The 16,623-nt window shown below is 38.4% G+C and carries 12 protein-coding genes; 10 read left to right on the forward strand and 2 right to left on the reverse strand.

Annotation, left to right across the window (positions count from 1 at the left end; translation table 11 throughout):
- Positions 1–331: 331 nt before the first annotated feature.
- The 10 genes from QNH29_RS11450 to QNH29_RS11495 all read left to right on the forward strand — a co-directional run bounded on the left by QNH29_RS11450 (position 332) and on the right by QNH29_RS11495 (position 15,056).
- Positions 332–1,447 (forward strand): glycoside hydrolase family 88/105 protein, encoded by a 1,116-nt coding sequence (locus tag QNH29_RS11450; RefSeq protein WP_283864892.1) that lies wholly within the window; start codon positions 332–334, stop codon positions 1,445–1,447.
- Between the two features lie 4 nt (positions 1,448–1,451).
- Positions 1,452–2,786 carry a glycoside hydrolase family 28 protein gene (locus QNH29_RS11455; RefSeq protein WP_283864893.1) on the forward strand — a complete coding sequence of 445 codons (1,335 nt, stop codon included), beginning with the start codon at positions 1,452–1,454 and terminating at the stop codon, positions 2,784–2,786.
- On the forward strand, positions 2,783–3,682 hold the full coding sequence (locus QNH29_RS11460; RefSeq protein ID WP_481858793.1) for a dienelactone hydrolase family protein: 900 nt from the start codon (positions 2,783–2,785) through the stop codon (positions 3,680–3,682). The genes QNH29_RS11455 and QNH29_RS11460 overlap by 4 nt, the downstream gene beginning before the upstream one ends.
- A gap of 20 nt (positions 3,683–3,702) precedes the next feature.
- Positions 3,703–4,590 carry a pectinesterase family protein gene (locus QNH29_RS11465; protein WP_283864894.1) on the forward strand — a complete coding sequence of 296 codons (888 nt, stop codon included), beginning with the start codon at positions 3,703–3,705 and terminating at the stop codon, positions 4,588–4,590.
- 19 nt (positions 4,591–4,609) lie between these two features.
- A complete protein-coding gene (locus QNH29_RS11470) occupies positions 4,610–5,071 on the forward strand; it encodes a DUF4064 domain-containing protein (RefSeq protein ID WP_283864895.1) in 462 nt (153 codons plus the stop codon).
- On the forward strand, positions 5,028–6,596 hold the full coding sequence (locus QNH29_RS11475) for a glycoside hydrolase family 43 protein (RefSeq protein ID WP_283864896.1): 1,569 nt from the start codon (positions 5,028–5,030) through the stop codon (positions 6,594–6,596). Before QNH29_RS11470 ends, QNH29_RS11475 begins: the two co-directional genes overlap by 44 nt.
- A gap of 39 nt (positions 6,597–6,635) precedes the next feature.
- Entirely contained in the window at positions 6,636–9,578 is a 2,943-nt protein-coding gene (locus QNH29_RS11480; RefSeq protein ID WP_283864897.1) for a fibronectin type III domain-containing protein, read from the forward strand.
- An 89-nt stretch (positions 9,579–9,667) separates the two neighbouring features.
- Entirely contained in the window at positions 9,668–12,091 is a 2,424-nt protein-coding gene (locus QNH29_RS11485; RefSeq protein WP_283864898.1) for an Ig-like domain-containing protein, read from the forward strand.
- A 607-nt stretch (positions 12,092–12,698) separates the two neighbouring features.
- The gene (locus QNH29_RS11490) at positions 12,699–13,913 is read left to right on the forward strand and encodes an MFS transporter (RefSeq protein WP_283864899.1); all 1,215 of its coding nucleotides are present in this window, start codon (positions 12,699–12,701) and stop codon (positions 13,911–13,913) included.
- A 183-nt stretch (positions 13,914–14,096) separates the two neighbouring features.
- Entirely contained in the window at positions 14,097–15,056 is a 960-nt protein-coding gene (locus tag QNH29_RS11495; protein WP_283864900.1) for an aldolase catalytic domain-containing protein, read from the forward strand.
- A 52-nt stretch (positions 15,057–15,108) separates the two neighbouring features.
- On the opposite strand, the gene QNH29_RS11500 is transcribed toward QNH29_RS11495, so the two are convergent.
- Positions 15,109–15,849, reverse strand: a complete 741-nt coding sequence (locus QNH29_RS11500; RefSeq protein ID WP_283864901.1) for a metallophosphoesterase family protein — start codon at positions 15,847–15,849, stop codon at positions 15,109–15,111.
- A gap of 12 nt (positions 15,850–15,861) precedes the next feature.
- Positions 15,862–16,593, reverse strand: coding sequence for a hypothetical protein (locus QNH29_RS11505; RefSeq protein WP_283864902.1), 732 nt, complete (start codon positions 16,591–16,593; stop codon positions 15,862–15,864).
- Positions 16,594–16,623 lie beyond the last annotated feature (30 nt).

Raw genomic sequence — 16,623 nt, forward strand, 5'->3', positions numbered from 1 at the left:
ACCTCCATTCTACATCCTGCCAAATCTCTTTTGCCATAACCCAAAAGCAATCTTTGGTTACCACTAAACCAAGAATTTGCATTAGCGGTAATCAAAGCAACTCTTTGGTTACCACAAAGCCAGCAATTTCACTTCTGTGGTAACCAAAGCAACTCTTTAGTTACCACAAAGCCAGCAATTTCACTTATGCGGTAACCAAAACCACTCTTTGGTTACCACTAAGCCAGAGATTTCACTTTAGCGGTAACCAAAACCACTCGTTGGTTACCACTAAGCAAGAAATTTTGCTTTAGCACAAAATAATAGAAAAGAGAATAGGAGAGTGATCGTGATGAAGTGGTCCGTTAAAACAGCAAACTCGATTATGGAAAGGCTGCCTCGTTTATATGAAGACAAAGGATATAAAGGTAAGTGGTCTTATGATTATGGCGTGATATTTAAAGGGTTTGAAAGAGTTTGGAGGCAAACAGGAGAAGCGAAATATTTTAATTATATCAAAGAAAACATGGATTACTTTATCCAAGAAGATGGATCCATTAAAGGGTATCATCTAGATGAATATAATATCGATCATATCAATAATGGAAAAATGTTATTTGTCCTATACAAAGAAACTGGAGAAGAAAAGTATAAAAAAGCTGCTGAATTATTGCGCAGTCAGCTCGAAACACACCCTAGAACATCGGAAGGTGCATTTTGGCATAAACAAATTTATCCCTATCAAATTTGGCTGGATGGTTTGTACATGGGCTCACCTTTTTATGCAGAGTATCAAACAACCTTTGCTAATGGTGAAGGGTTAGAAGATATCATTCGTCAGTTTAACATTAGTTATCAACATTTACTAGATGAAAAGACTGGGCTTTTATATCATGCCTGGGATGAGAAAAAGGTGCAGCCGTGGGCCAATAAAGAAACTGGATTGTCTGAGAACTTCTGGGGTCGCTCGATGGGCTGGTATTTATTAGCGTTAGTCGATACGTTAGAAATCTTGCCAGAAGATACTCCGGATCGGGACTATCTTGTACAGATAACAGAGAAAACATTGAAGGCTCTTGTAAACTACCAAGATGAATCGAGTGGTGTCTGGTATCAAGTACCAGATAAGGGACATGAAAAGGGGAATTACTTAGAAGCCTCGTGCAGCAGCATGTTTGTATGTGCAATAGCAAAAGGGATTCGCCTGGGTGTACTTGATCGAAATGTATGGGAAAACCAATTAAGAAAATCGCATCAAGGATTATTGGACGAATTTGTCTTGCTAACAAAAGAGGGCTGGGTGAATTTAAATAAGAATTGTCAGGTTGCTGGTTTAGGAGGACATGACAAACGTGATGGTACCTATACGTATTACATTAGTGAGCCAATTATATGTAATGACCAAAAAGGGCTCGGTGCGTTTTTACAAGCTTTAGCTGAATTTGAAGAAGTAATGAATAAGGAGTAAATATATGACCACTTACGATATTACCGAATTCGGTGCAAGAAACGATGGAATTTTATGTACACAATCTATCCAGAAGGCCATTGATGAAGCCTCTGAAAACGGCGGCGGGCAAATCTTGATTCCATCAGGTGTCTTTTTTACAGGGGCATTATTTTTAAAAAATAATATTGAATTGCATCTTTCTGCAGGGGCCATTTTAAAATTTTCGGATGAACAAAAGGACTATCCGGTGGTCGTTTCTCGTTGGGAAGGTGTTGTGCGAGAGGTATATGCGTCTTGTATCTATTCAGAAGATGCAAAAAATATTGCTATTACGGGTTTTGGCACCATTGATGGCAATGGGGAGAAATGGTGGCATATTTTTCGAAATGAGCGAGAAAAGCTGGCTTATCCGCGTCCGAAATTGATTAGTTTTGACGGATGTGAGCATATCACCATACGAGATGTAACCTTAATCAATTCACCAAGCTGGACCGTGAATCCGATTCGTTGCCACGATGTAACAGTCGATAATCTATCTATTATCAATCCATCAGACTCACCCAATACGGATGGGATTGACCCGGAATCTTGTAAAAACGTAAGAATCAGCAACTGTCACATTGATGTAGGAGATGATTGTATCGCAATTAAAGCGGGTACGGAAGATACTGCAGATAGAGTATCTTGTGAGAACATTACCATTACAAACTGTACAATGGTTCATGGCCATGGGGCAGTGGTATTTGGCAGTGAAATGAGTGGTGATATCCGGAATGTTACCATTAGTAACTGTACCTTCCAGGATACGGACCGGGGAATTCGCTTTAAATCACGGCGTGGACGTGGAGGAGTCGTGGAAGATATTCGTGTCGACAATATTGTTATGGAACGGGTAATGTGCCCATTTATTCTGAACTTATACTACTTCTGTGGACCAAAAGGAAAGGATAAATATGTCTGGGATAAAAACCCCTATCCAATAACAGAAGAAACACCGATGTTCAGACGAATCCATTTTGCTAATATTACCGCTCGAAATGTTCATGCCTCCGCTGGTTTTATCTATGGCTTAGCAGAGCAATACGTTTCCGAGATAACATTTAATAACATTGATATTTCTATGGCAGAAAATGCAATTCCCGGGAAACCTGCGATGATGGCAGGAATAGAGGATATGAATAATCGAGGTTTTTATGTAGGATTCTCCAAAGACATCCTATTTAATCGCGTAACCATCGAAAATCATGAGGGTCCAGCTTTCCATGTTGAATATAGTGAGGAAGTAGAGATTACCCACTGCAAATCAAAGAATACAAAAGCTGAAGAAGTACTCCTTAAGGAAGTAGGGGTAGTGTGAGTGAAAACAGGCGCAGTCAACTGATTAATTTGTTAGGAGAACGCCCACAATCGGAAAACCCATCTCCACAATTAATTAGTATAGAGAAGAGACAGGGGTTTGTTTTAGAAAGTTTAATGCTGCATTTAAATGACATTGAAACGGTCCCGGCATATTTTGCTAAACCATTGAATGCTGTTGAACCATTACCAACGGTCATCTTTAATCATTCACATGGCGGCAATTTTGACCAAGGGAAAGAGGAACTCTTATCCAGCAGCTCTTATTTGCAAAACCCTTCCTTCCTTGAAGAGATAATCGAACTTGGGTTTGCTGTTTGTTCAATAGATATGTGGGGCTTTAATCAACGCAAAGGCAAACAAGAAAGTGAATTGGTAAAAGAAATGCTGTTAGATGGCCAGACTCTGTGGGGGATGCGGTTATTCGATAACATGGCCTTGTTAGATTATCTGGAAACGCGGTCAGATGTCGATCACACCAGAATAGCCACAATTGGAATGTCAATGGGTGGATTAATGAGCTGGTGGCTGGCAGCTCTGGATGAGCGTATTAAGGTCACGGTCGACATCGCAGCACAAGTGGATATCGAGATATTAAAACAGAAACGTGGTTTGGATCATCATGGATTCTACTACTATGTTCCTGGATTTCTAAAACATTTTACGACATTAGCCGTTCAAGAAATGATTGCCCCAAGGCCACGTCTCAGCATGATCGGTAAGGATGATCGAATGTGTCCGATAGAAGGCGCAGAATTTTTAAATGAACAATTGAAAATTATATATGAACAACAATGTGTTTCTGAAAATTGGGAGGGCAGAATTCTCACAGGGGGACATCAGGAAACAAAGGAAATGAGAGCATTATGGAAAACATTCATAAAGAAACACCTTTAAATTTTCTAAAAAGTCTAGTTGTGGGAAAAAATGAATTCTGTGATTTTTCTAGTATTCAAGAGGCGCTAGATAGTTGTCGTGACGTAAATGGACCGATAAAAATAACGGTTTTAAGTGGATTGTATTATGAAAATATTACCTTATATCAATCTAACATTACATTGATAGGAATAGGTATTGTTAGGATTATCGGAAGACGATACGCACTACAAAAAGATGAGCAGCTGAGGGAAATAGGTACCTTTCAGACCGCGACTCTGTTTATTAATGGTGAAAATATTCGTTTTGAGAATATCGAGATTAGTAATGTTGCAGGACCGGGTGAAAAGGTGGGCCAGGCGATTGCTTTATATAGTGAAGGAAACAACGTAACCTTTAAAAATTGTTCTTTTAGAGGACAGCAAGACACCATTTGTCTGGGGCCGCTGCCAGAAACGCAAAAAAATGGCCAGCCTTTTTCTACTCCTGAAATTAGAACTATTTTTATAGAAAACACTAGTTATTTTTTTAATTGCTATATTGAAGGCACGATTGATTTTATTTTTGGGGGTGGGGAAGCAGTATTTGAAGACTGTGAAATTAAGTCATTGAAAAGGCCAAACAACAAAGATGGTTATGTTACTGCTGCTTCCACTTCTAAAAATAAAAAAGGTTTTTATTTTAATCGATGTTTTATTACTGCAGATGCAGATGTTAAAAATGTCTTTTTAGGAAGACCATGGCGCCCCTATGCAAAAACTACTTTTGCTAAATGTATGATTGGTTCACATATACATCCCAATCGATGGGATGATTGGGGAAATAAAGCGAATAGAATAACGGTTACTTATAAGGAAATCAACAATCGATATAGAGATCAAGGGAAAAGGAACAAATTAGATTGGATTGATTTCATACAACTAGATTAATAGGAAAGGAACATGGAGAATGAAGCGAAAATGGGAAGTGATAATTGGAATAGCAGGTGTGATACTTTGTGTGATTTTCTTAGGCGGGTTTTCATTAACGATAACTTCCATGGAGGAAAGTACGTTTCAGACAACCGTTTTTCCTATCTTGCAGGAAGGCGTTTCTGAAAAATATATTTCCGAGAGTTTTGAAGCAATGAATGTGTTAGCTATTTGGTTTGGTGTTACCCTGCTAATCGTATTTATTCTAGTTGCTCTTGCTTCTCTATCGATTTGGCAAAATAAATATCCCAAAAGGGGAGCTGTCCTTTTTATTTTTGCCGGCTTAGCAACTTTAATAGGTACCCAATTTATTGCTTTTCCCATTGCTTTTCTCTTTTTTACAGCAGCAGGTTTATGTCTTCTTAGAAAAATAAAGGACAAAAAAGGAGTAGAAAATGTATCAAACAAAAATTACCAATCCGATTTTACCAGGATTTAATCCAGATCCTTATATTTTAAAGGTGGAGGATACGTACTATATTGCCGTATCTTCCTTCGAATGGCTGCCAGGAGTCCGCATTTATCAATCAAGGGATTTAGTCAACTGGGAACATGAAACGGATATTTTAACAAATCAAGTAGATTTACGCGGTAATCCACAAAACGGAAGTATTTGGGCGCCGCAGCTTAGTTACTCTGAAGGTTTATTTTTTCTAGTCTATACCGATGTAAAAAGTACAAAACGACCATTTAAAGACAGTCATAATTATCTCATTTCAGCACCTAGTATCAATGGTCCATGGTCGACACCCGTGTACTTAAATAGCAGCGGTTTTGATCCATCTTTATTCCATGATACCGATGGACGTAAGTGGCTGTTAAACGAAATATGGGATTACCGGTTAACAACAGGCAATAAATCAGCAGGAGTTGTCCTTCAAGAATACAACCCGGAAATTCAGATGTTAACAGGTCCTGTCTATAAAATTTTTGATGGTACAGAATTGGCAAAAACTGAAGCACCACATATTTATCGTCATAATGATTATTACTATTTAATCACCGCAGAAGGTGGAACAGGTTCTGGTCACTCTGTTACGGTTTGCCGTGCAAAAAAACTTACTGGACCATATGAATTGGATCCACACTACCCCATGTTAACAGCTAGTGATAAACCCGAGTCACCATTACAATGTTCAGGTCACGGCAGTATTGTTCAAACGCCGCTGGGCAACTGGTATATGGTCTATTTATGTACTCGCCCATTAATGGGAAAAGCAGCGATTTTAGGGCGTGAAACGGCTATTCAAGAAGTTTACTGGACAGAAGATGGCTGGCTGCGACTAGTAGAAGGCGGCAATGGACCAGTGGCAGAAACAGAAATCATTACTACAGAGCCAGTTGTACAAAGGAAAAATACAAACTTCCGTGATGATTTTACAGGTGCCCTCGATAAAGAGTGGAATAGCCTCCGTATATTGGTGGATGAGTCTTGGTGTGATTTAACAAGCCGAGAAGGGTATTTACGTTTAATCTCTGGTGATTCCATTCAATCCTTATTTGAACATCATATATTGGCTATCCGCCAAAAGGATTTCCAGTTTCATGCATATACGAAAATCGACTATACTCCAAAAACCTATAATCAAATGGCTGGATTACTGCTGTACTTAAATGATAGTAATTATCTTTATGCCTATTTGACTTATGATGAGGAAAAAGGCCGTGTCCTTCGATTGATGAAGTGCAGAGATGGTGAATTTTCACTAACTCCTGACATAATTCCAACAGAAGATGGTCAAGTAGAGTTAAAGATTGAAGTCAACGGAACAGTTGGAAATTATTATTATAGAATGGCTGGAGACAATCTTTGGCACGGAATTGGAGAATCTCAAGATTTGTTATTCTTGGCTGGAGGATTTACCGGTAACTTTGTAGGAATCGCTGTTCATGATATGGACCGTAAAGCCGGTTCTTATGCTGATTTTGATTTCTTTGAATATCGTGGACTTGATTCACTGTAACCATTAGGATGTCCGAAAATAGTAGGGAGGTTAGGATAGTTGAAAATTTTTAAGGTTAGTATTTATATTTTACTCATATTTTTACTGCTACTCAGTCAAGTTGGTGCAACAGCTTTAGCAAACAAACCATATTCGGAAAATGACCTGCCTGCTCCAGTAAACCTACAGATACCCAATCTTGCTATAGACGAGGACAGTATAACCCTTGTTTGGGAAAAACCTGAAAATTATCAGGATATTACAGATTTTAATGTATATATGAATGGAAAGAAAATTGGCAGTGCTTTAAAGGATAATCGCGGCCCTGCAAAAGCATATATTGATAATTTTTATGAGAATATTGATAAAGACGATTTCCATGTTGATATTCTTATTCATAATTTTATGGTAGAAAATCTTAAACCAAACAAATCATATGAATTTTATGTAACTTCGGTTAATGCAGAAGGGATCGAATCAGCTCCTTCCAATACAGTAGTTGGGAAAACTACAGCAGTACCGGAAATTTTCAATATTGTTGATTTTGGTGCAACACCAGATGATGAAACAAAAGATACAAAAGCCATACAAGCAGCCATTGATGCGGCGACACCAGGAGCAAAGGTACTAATACCCGAAGGAAAGTTTATCTCTGGGGAATTATGGCTTAAGTCCGATATGACGCTGCAAGTGGATGGATATTTACTGGGTTCATCCGATGCGGAAGATTATAGCATGAATTTTTGGCTGTATGATTACTCGACCGATGAGCGTTCTTACTCCCTAATCAATGCTCATACCTACCATTACGGCAGTTTAAAGAATATTAGAATAGTAGGAAACGGGATCATTGATGGTAACGGATGGAAATATGATAAAAGCCATCCAACGATTGATGAACTTGGCAACGAGCTTCCTCGTCTAGTTGCAGGTAATAACACTAAAGTTACAGGGGATGTAAAAGTAGTAAATGGAAAAATGAGTCCTATAAATTCTGAGGCAGAGAGCACTTTCGGATTACTAGCTGCAAATCAGTCTTACGCTGCTCAAGTAATGGGGATGGATGCAAAATCTGCTTATTCTGGTCGATCTAATCTGATTACGGTTCGCGGGGTAGACGGTATGTATTATGAAGGAATTACCCAGCTTAATCCAGCCAATCACGGGATTGTGAATCTTCACAGTAAAAACATTGTTGTAAATGGTACCATTTCTAAAACATATGATGGAAATAATGCGGATGGATATGAGTTCGGTGATTCGCAAAACATTATGGTCTTCAATAACTTCGTAGATACTGGCGACGATGCGATTAACTTTGCTTCTGGTATGGGCCAAGCTGCTGCTGAAAAAGAACCAACGGGTAATGCATGGATTTTTAATAATTATATTCGTGAAGGTCACGGTGGAGTGGTAACAGGAAGTCATACTGGCAGCTGGATACAAGATTTTGTAGTAGAAGATAACATTATGTATAAAACGGATGTTGGCTTACGCAGTAAAACCAATACTCCGATGGGCGGCGGAGCAAGAAATATCCTCTTCAGAGATAATGCATTAGAGGGAATAGATGGAGATGGTCCATTTGTTTTCACTTCTGCTTATACTGACGCGAATGCTTCCATTCTTTATGAACCAGCTCAAAAAATATCCCAATTTAGAGATATGGAGATTGTCAATACAACCGTACGCAACCAAGGCGGCAGTAAGAAACAGTCAATCCTAGTAAGTGGTAATGATGATGTAGGGGAGGTCTACCACGAAAATATTACTTTTAGAAATGTGAAATTTGATAATGTCTTTTCTGTAAATATGGATTACGCGAAGGATTTTAAATTTATTAATGTAGCTTTTACAAATGTCAAAGATAATGGTGGAAATCCATGGAGAATTAAAAACTCAACAGGGCTAGTCTTTGAAAATACAACAAATGCTCCAGAAAATGCTATTCAAAAGCCGGAATGGTCAGAAACTGCGACAGTCCAAGCAGAAACTTCTTCAGATGGAAAGAGCGTTACCTTAACTTGGGATAAAGCGACCGATAATATGGCTGTTTCAGGGTACACACTTTATAAAGACGAAGAAAAAATAGGTTCCAATTATACCACCACGCCGAATACAAGCTATACGGTGAAGGGATTATCTCCAGCTAAAGAATATACGTTTAAGGTTGAAGCCGCAGATGCAACCGGGAACCGTACATCGAATGGTCCTGAAATTAGAATAAAAACTGCAGGAACTGCAGATGTAACACCTCCAACGCTTCCTGAAAATACTGAAATTTCAGAACCCGCGATTAAAATACCTGCTAATGTTACCTTTAGTGGAAAAGAAGCTGATGTCGTTTATCCTGGTTTCACTTGGGCAACTGTTGCTTGGAACGCTGCGAGTGACGATATAGGGATTGCAGGATATAACGTTTATGCTAACGGAAAGTTACATGGATTTGTTAAATCTAGTAAATACACGCTTACAAATCTTGAGCCAGGTACAAAATATAAGATTGAAGTGGAAGCGGTTGACCTAGCAGGAAATAAGAAGCTTTATGACAGTTCAAAGGAAATCGAAACGGCTGTCCCATATGCAATTGGGGCTCCAACCTTTGATGGCGGGTTAACGGCTGCAATTGGAAAGGATGGAACGAGCGTTTCTCTTTCTTGGAACAAGGCTGCTGCAATTAACCAAGAAGTTATTGGGTACCGTGTATATGTTGATGGGCAGCCGATTAAGCCTGAAGGGGTTGAATTTACTCCAATCAATGCGGAAATGACGACTGTTGAAACGAATTACACAGTGACTGGCCTTAAACAAGGCAAAAAATATACGTTTAAAGTGGAAGCTGTTGGCCATGGAATCAAATATTCCAAACGAGAAAGACTCTCCGGTACTATTTTAAACGGTCTTGTAAAAGTTGATGGATATCGCTGGAGTGGTAAGGGGCCGAGTGAAACGGTTCATCTGATTCCTGGTAAAGCGGTTAGTGAGGAAGCGAAAAATAAGTAACTATTAATTAACTGTAGGTGCTAAATAATAAGGGGTCTTTAATCTTGGTTAAAGACCCCCAAATATGATCATGTGGAGATGATTAAACCTTGAATAAAAGATTAATTAAGAGAAAGAAAATGAAGACTTCCATAATAGCTGCAGCAATAACCATTTCAAGCTTAGCTGCAGTTCCTATAGATAATAAAGCGAATGCCGTTACTGCAGCGGTTGATAATCTTGATAAAGTACTTGCATTTCCAGGGGCAGAAGGCGGGGGCCGTTACACTTCCGGCGGAAGATTTGGTGAAGTCTATATCGTTAACACTCTAGAAGATTATGGAACGGGAGAAAACGCTATCCAAGGTTCCCTGCGTGATGCCGTAAGTAAGGATAACCGCTTCATTGTCTTTAATATTTCCGGAAACATCAATTTAAAAGAACCGCTTTCCCTACGAAAACGCAAGAATGTCACTATTGCTGGACAAACTGCTCCGGGTGATGGAATCACCATTACTGGATACGAAACGAATATCAGTGATTCTGAGAATGTTATTATTCGCTATCTCCGATTCCGTCCAGGTGCTGAAAATGTGCATACCGGTGATTCTATGGATGCCATTTGGGGTAGAAGCATGAAAAATGTCATGATCGATCATATATCAACAAGCTGGTCTACTGATGAAACGATGTCCTTATATCGCGCGGAAAACATGACTGTACAGTGGTCTATTGTTGCGGAGAGTTTAGCAATGAGCGGTCATACGAAGGGTCGTCATGGGTACGGTGGAATATGGGGTGGAGTAAATACCACATACCATCACAATCTGGTTGCAAACCATACCTCTCGAAATCCCCGTTTAGGCGGCGGCACTGCCGAGGCAGATGACAACAACCATATTGGCTTGTTTGATATAAGAAATAATGTGATTTATAACTGGGGATTTAACACTGCATACGGCGGAGGCAGAGCTTATGCCAATTATATGAATAACTATATGAAGCCGGGATTAGGCACACGTACAAGTGTAGAATCAAGGGTGATTGATGCAGGGGAGAAAGACAAACCAGGTAAATTTTACATTAACGGAAATGTACTTGAAGGGAATAGTGAGGTATCCAACGACAATTCAAAAGGCATTTATGTTTCTGAAAGCGCTGCTCCAACAACAGAAATCGTCAATGAAGAGTTTATGATGGATGGAACAGCGGAAGAAGCACTTCGAACAACAACTGCTGAAGAAGCATATACTGAGGTTTTAACTAGAGCTGGTGCAACGTATCCAAAAAGGGACGCCTTGGATGCCAGAATTGTAAACGAAGTGAAGAACAATCTAGGAAGATTTGTTAATCGTCATGAAGAAGTAGGGGGCCTTCCATTTACGGAAATAACTTCTCGGCCAACAGATTTTGATAAGGATCAAGATGGGATAGCAGATGCTTGGGAGCTTAAAAATGGTTTAGATCCGAATAATTCTAATGATAGCCAAGAATTATCCACAGATCAAAGCGGTTATACTAATCTTGAAAATTACGTTAATTCCTTGATTGATATGGAATACAAACCAGAAAACCCAGAAATTTCATTGAAAAGCCCAACAAATAATCAGATTTATAAAACTAGTGAAGCCGTTACTATTGAAGCAAATATAACAGGTAAGTCAGAGATTGAGAGAGTAGAATTTTATAATGGAGATCAGATTATTGGAACCGTTACTAGCGAGCCATTTACTCTGACTACCATATTACCAGATGGTACCTATTATATTTCCGCCAAGGCAATTGATCAATCAGGTTTCAAGACACAGGCGACAGCCTCTGTTATACATGTCAACAGCGATACCAATCTAAAACAATGGAAATCTACGGATATTGGAACACCAAATATTCCAGGTCATGCTTCCCTTACAAGTGATGTAATGACCGTAAAAGGTTCCGGAAAGTTAATAACAGCTGATGATAAATTCCATTTTACTTATCGTAATTTGGCAGGGGATGGAGAATTGATAGCAAAGGTAGAGACTATGACACCTGTCGACCACCATGCTTTTGCTGGATTAATGATCCGGGAAACTCTTGAAAAAGATGCAAAAACCGTGGCGTTAGGTCTTTCCTATACAAAATCTTATTCTTGGAAGGAAAACGGAACAACATACTATAGAAATCCATGGTCTGCCTATTTAGCCTCTCGTTATGAACAAGGTGGAAATATGGACGAGTTGGATGAAAACCTTGATACTCCTACTAGTGCGATGGAATCTGGAGTTGCGTTACTAAACGATATCCCATTTAAAGATAAGGACCAGCATTTGGGTTATTATTTAAAACTTAAACGAACAGGTGATGTATTTAGAGCTGAGGGATCTACCGATGGAATTAACTGGACGCTAATAGGAGAAAGAAAGATCGAAATGAATAAGAAAGTTTATATTGGGATGGCCGTTGATGGGAACAAAGTGTCTAACCGTATAGATAATCTAAATACAGCTACTTTTTCTGATATACATTTCAACTTTGCAAAATCAAGCAATTAATTGACTATATTCATTTTGGAATGTATCAAAAAAACAGACATTGAGAATTACGAATAAATATTTTGGCTCTGTTACAACTGAATGTTGATTTCACTTGTTTGAAAAAATAAACAGAAGAATTCCGGCTAAATTGGGAAATACCCATATTTCCTTATATATAGGCGTAGTTTTTCCGCTTATATGATTGAAATTTTAAGAATTTGTCTAATTTAGAGCAGTTAGGCGGAATATTTCCGCTTATTTCTTCTTTTTAAGCTTTTCTTTATACATTAGCAGGAAATTCTCCGTCTATTAATTCTTCCTGCAGCAAATCAACAATGAATAATAACAGAAATTTTTTTAACCGCGCTGTGATAACCACTTGTGCGGTTTTTTAATAAATTTTATTTTATTAATATATTGTCAGCTAATTATTATCATGATACTATTAGTTGAAATTAAATCCCTTTAAATCTGGTCCAGAGAGGCCAAAAAGGCGAAGTAACTTCATACATATTTATTATGTCTATGAATGCCTTTTTGTCCTGTGGATAGAAAGGCATTTTTTTTCACTCAAAATCAAATCTTTTAATCTGAGTCCTGTGAGGCTCGAAAGGAGACAACAAGAATGGATTATCGTAAAAAAACAGTAGTCGCATCCGTAGCAGGTTTGACATTAGAGGGCATGGATATTATGTTTATCTCCTTTGCGATGTCGATGATCATAGCAGAGTTTCAAATCGATATGGCAGCGGGAGGACTTATTTCTTCCATTACAAATTTAGGAATGCTGGCTGGAGGAGTTATTTTCGGTATCTTAGCAGATAAATTTGGACGAGTTAGAATTTTCACCTATACGATTCTATTATTTGCTGTCGGAACCGCATTAACCGGTCTAGCACAAAATATTGAACAAGTATATTTATTTAGATTTATTGCCGGCTTAGGTGCAGGTGGAGAATACGGTATTGGGATGGCTCTGGTAGCTGAGGCTTGGCCAAAAAATAAACAAGGGCGTGCTTCCTCATATGTTAGTGTCGGTGCTCAATACGGTGTTATCCTAGCAGCTCTTCTTAGTGCGATGATACTTCCATCCTTGGGTTGGAGATGGTTGTTCTTCGTTGGATTGGTCCCGGTTATTTTCGCGTTTATCGTTCGAAAGAAACTAGACGAATCACCAGCATGGCTGGAGTCACAAAAGAAAAAGCAACTGGTCCAGAAGCAGGGAAAACTAAAACAATTATTTGCAACACCAAGAATTACAGTCACTACGGTTGCTTTAGCAATCATGGCAACGGTACAAATTGCTGGTTATAATGGTTTGATGATTTGGCTTCCATCCATGCTCCAACAATCCCAAGGCTTATCGGTTTCAAGCTCGGCGCTTTGGACAATCAGTACTGCAGCAGGGATGATTGCAGGTATGTTAACATTTGGACAATTTATGGATCGGTTCGGAATGAAGCGTTCATATGGAATCTTCTTATCTGCTTCGGCTGTTGCTGTTTTCCTATATTCCTATGCTTCAGGAAGTACAGGTCTCCTAATCGGCGGTGCAATTGTAGGATTCTTCTCCAATGGAATGTTTGCAGGTTACGGAGCTTTAATTAGCAAGTATTATTCTGTAGAAATTCGCAGTACAGCAACGAATACTATTTTTAACTTCGGCAGAGCCTTAGGGGGATTATCACCAATTTTAGTAGGATATATCCTTCAACACGCAAATGTAACGGTTGCGATGGGATATCTTTCAGCACTTTATTGTATCTCTTTTATAGTAATGATTACATTACAAAAAGGAAAAGGCAGCCAAGAAATCAATACTCTATCTAAAGCAGTATAATGTTTTTAACCAGCCAATCTCTCACGGAGATTGGCTTGTTTATTGTAAAATAAATGAATTTTTGGAAAATAGCATTGACTCACGCGAATGAAACATGATATAAACACAGTAAGAATTTTAGTACTTTAAAGCAACTGACTTACAATTAACGACAAAAAAGGATACACAGGAGGAATTACTTTCATGGGACATCGTACCAAAATTTTAGACTGCACCATTCGAGATGGAGGCTTAGTGAACAATTGGGATTTTAGTGTCGAATTTGTTCAAGACTTGTATAATAGCTTAAGTGCAGCAGGTGTTGAATATATGGAGATTGGATACAAAAATTCTCCAAAACTTCTCAATGCGACTGAGCCAAATCCATGGAGATTTCTAGACGATAACTTTTTGAAAGAAATCTTCCCTGAGAAAAAATCCACAAAATTTTCTGCTCTAGTAGATATTGGCCGTGTAGATCCGAATGACATTTTACCACGTGAACAAAGTGTTTTAGATATGATTCGAGTGGCATGTTATATCCGTGAAGTGGACAAGGGATTAGAGCTTGTACAAATGTTTCATGATTTGGGTTATGAGACTTCACTTAATATTATGGCTTTATCGAGTGTACCAGAAAAGCAGCTTACGAAAGCATTTGATATGGTAAGGGAAAGTCCTGTAGATGTTGTCTATATCGTCGATTCTTTTGGAAGCTTGGATCCTAGTGATATCGAGCACCAAGTGAAGAAATTCCAAGAATTAATTCCTAACAAACAGCTCGGAATCCATACACATAACAACATGCAGTTAGCATTTGCAAATACATTAGCGGCAATGCAAAATGGGGTTACATACCTCGATTCATCTGTTTATGGAATGGGACGTGCTGCAGGTAACTGTAACACAGAACTTCTTGTAAGCTACATCCAAAAGCCAAGCTACGAATTGAAGCCTGTACTTGAAATGATTGAAAAGCACATGCTTGAAATGCGCCAGAAGTGGGAGTGGGGTTATATCATTCCGTATATGATTTCTGGTGTATTGAATGAACATCCACGTGTGGCAATGGCTTATCGTGACAGCGCCGATCGTGATAAATTCGCAGACTTTTACGACAAGGTAACATCACCGGAAGTTTCTGTTTCACCAGCGACGAAATAATTTAGACTGAAAACAAGTACCTCTGATCTTAGAGGTACTTGTTTTGTCTATACTACTTTTTTAATCCTCGATATTTTGCTGTTGTTAATTCTTGAATATATTCCTCAAGCTCGGGCATTTCCATTTCTTTTGCTATTTGAATGGATGCTTGGATATCATATGGAACTCGAACAAGTTGTATAGAAAATACTCCATTGTCACTTTGATTAAATACTCCTTCAAGAATTGCATAGGATGCTTGCGTGAGATCAAGAGGATTTCCTACACTGCCCACGTTGCATAATGTTTTACCTTTAATATTTTGCTGGTAGGCATTATGAATATCTCCATATAAAACTACATCAGGCTCTCTCTTTCCTGCTATATTTTTTGTGTGTTCTGTGTTCTCGAACATACTTAAGCGACGTTCAAGAGAGTCCCACGGTTGTATCCTTTCATAGACACTGCGAGGGGAAGCATGAAACATTCTGACTAGTTTTCCGCTCATCATAAATTCTATTGAAAACGGCAGTTCTTCTAAATCATTCATTTGTATTTTCGTTAATTGGTTCTGGTGCCACTTGATGGTGTCGGACTCTTGAGGTTTAGGAAAGAAATCATCCCAATTGCCTCTTACCACTGTTTCACAATGCTTTTGGATCATTTGTATGGCCAAGTTTGATTGCGGTCCTTTACCCACTAAATCACCTAGACAAATAATTCTTTTGATGTGTCTAGAATTAATGTCAGCCAGTACGGATTCTAGTGCAGGGATATTTCCATGAATGTCTGAAATAACAGCGATTTTATCCATTTAAAAAAACTCCTAACTATTTATAAGAAAATAATTCTCCACTTGTCTCTTCATTTCCTGTAGATTTTCCTGAAATTGTTTATGCCGATGACCATTACTTCCTGAAGGGTGAGGGAATCCCTTCAAAGTATGTTTATTTTTATAACAGTGGTCAAGCACTTTGCTTACATTTACCCCTAAAGGGATAATCAATGGATGTTCGATCCTAGAGGTATCTTTAATAAAATTATTCTTTACATATTCCAATAGCATTTCCGTTTTTAATATATCTGGCCGTGAACCATTAAAATTACGGTGGTTGAAAAATACTGCATGCGGGAGGATGGAGGTTGTGTAGACGAGATGACTAGCAGAACCAAATAAATCGTTTGAGGAAGAAATGCCCAGATATCTTGGCAAGTCAAGTTCATCTAACATCGCTATGAGGTTTTTTCTCATCGTTCCCTCGAAACTAGCACTTTTTTTAACATTATGAAGGAGCTCCTCATCATTTAAATGTCTATTCTCAATAACAGTTGTATAAGCTTTTTTCATCTGGTGGAATCCAGGTGTAATCCCTGCAATAACAACCTTAGCTTTTTCGTTAATGAAGTCAAATGGGGTGTAATAAACTTCAAGTTTTTTCTTTTCATCTTTTTCCAATAAGAATGTTGAATTTAAAAGATCATGATCTGATAAGGGTAAATCTAGAGAAACAATTTTTTCTTTATATATATGAAATTTTGCTTCCGTAACCATTCCCATGAATACTACCTCCATTCTTTACAAAGGTGA

This window comes from Neobacillus sp. DY30, assembly GCF_030123065.1.
Taxonomy (GTDB): Bacteria; Bacillota; Bacilli; order Bacillales; family Cytobacillaceae; genus Neobacillus.

Bases quoted from the DNA above. Each gene is read 5' to 3' on its own strand.
- QNH29_RS11490 (WP_283864899.1), top strand. From the start codon at position 12,699: ATGGATTATCGTAAAAAAACAGTAGTCGCATCCGTAGCAGGTTTGACA.
- QNH29_RS11500 (WP_283864901.1), bottom strand. From the start codon at position 15,849: ATGGATAAAATCGCTGTTATTTCAGACATTCATGGAAATATCCCTGCA.
- QNH29_RS11455 (WP_283864893.1), top strand. From the start codon at position 1,452: ATGACCACTTACGATATTACCGAATTCGGTGCAAGAAACGATGGAATT.
- QNH29_RS11475 (WP_283864896.1), top strand. From the start codon at position 5,028: ATGTATCAAACAAAAATTACCAATCCGATTTTACCAGGATTTAATCCA.
- QNH29_RS11495 (WP_283864900.1), top strand. From the start codon at position 14,097: ATGGGACATCGTACCAAAATTTTAGACTGCACCATTCGAGATGGAGGC.
- QNH29_RS11505 (WP_283864902.1), bottom strand. From the start codon at position 16,593: ATGGGAATGGTTACGGAAGCAAAATTTCATATATATAAAGAAAAAATT.
- QNH29_RS11450 (WP_283864892.1), top strand. From the start codon at position 332: ATGAAGTGGTCCGTTAAAACAGCAAACTCGATTATGGAAAGGCTGCCT.
- QNH29_RS11470 (WP_283864895.1), top strand. From the start codon at position 4,610: ATGAAGCGAAAATGGGAAGTGATAATTGGAATAGCAGGTGTGATACTT.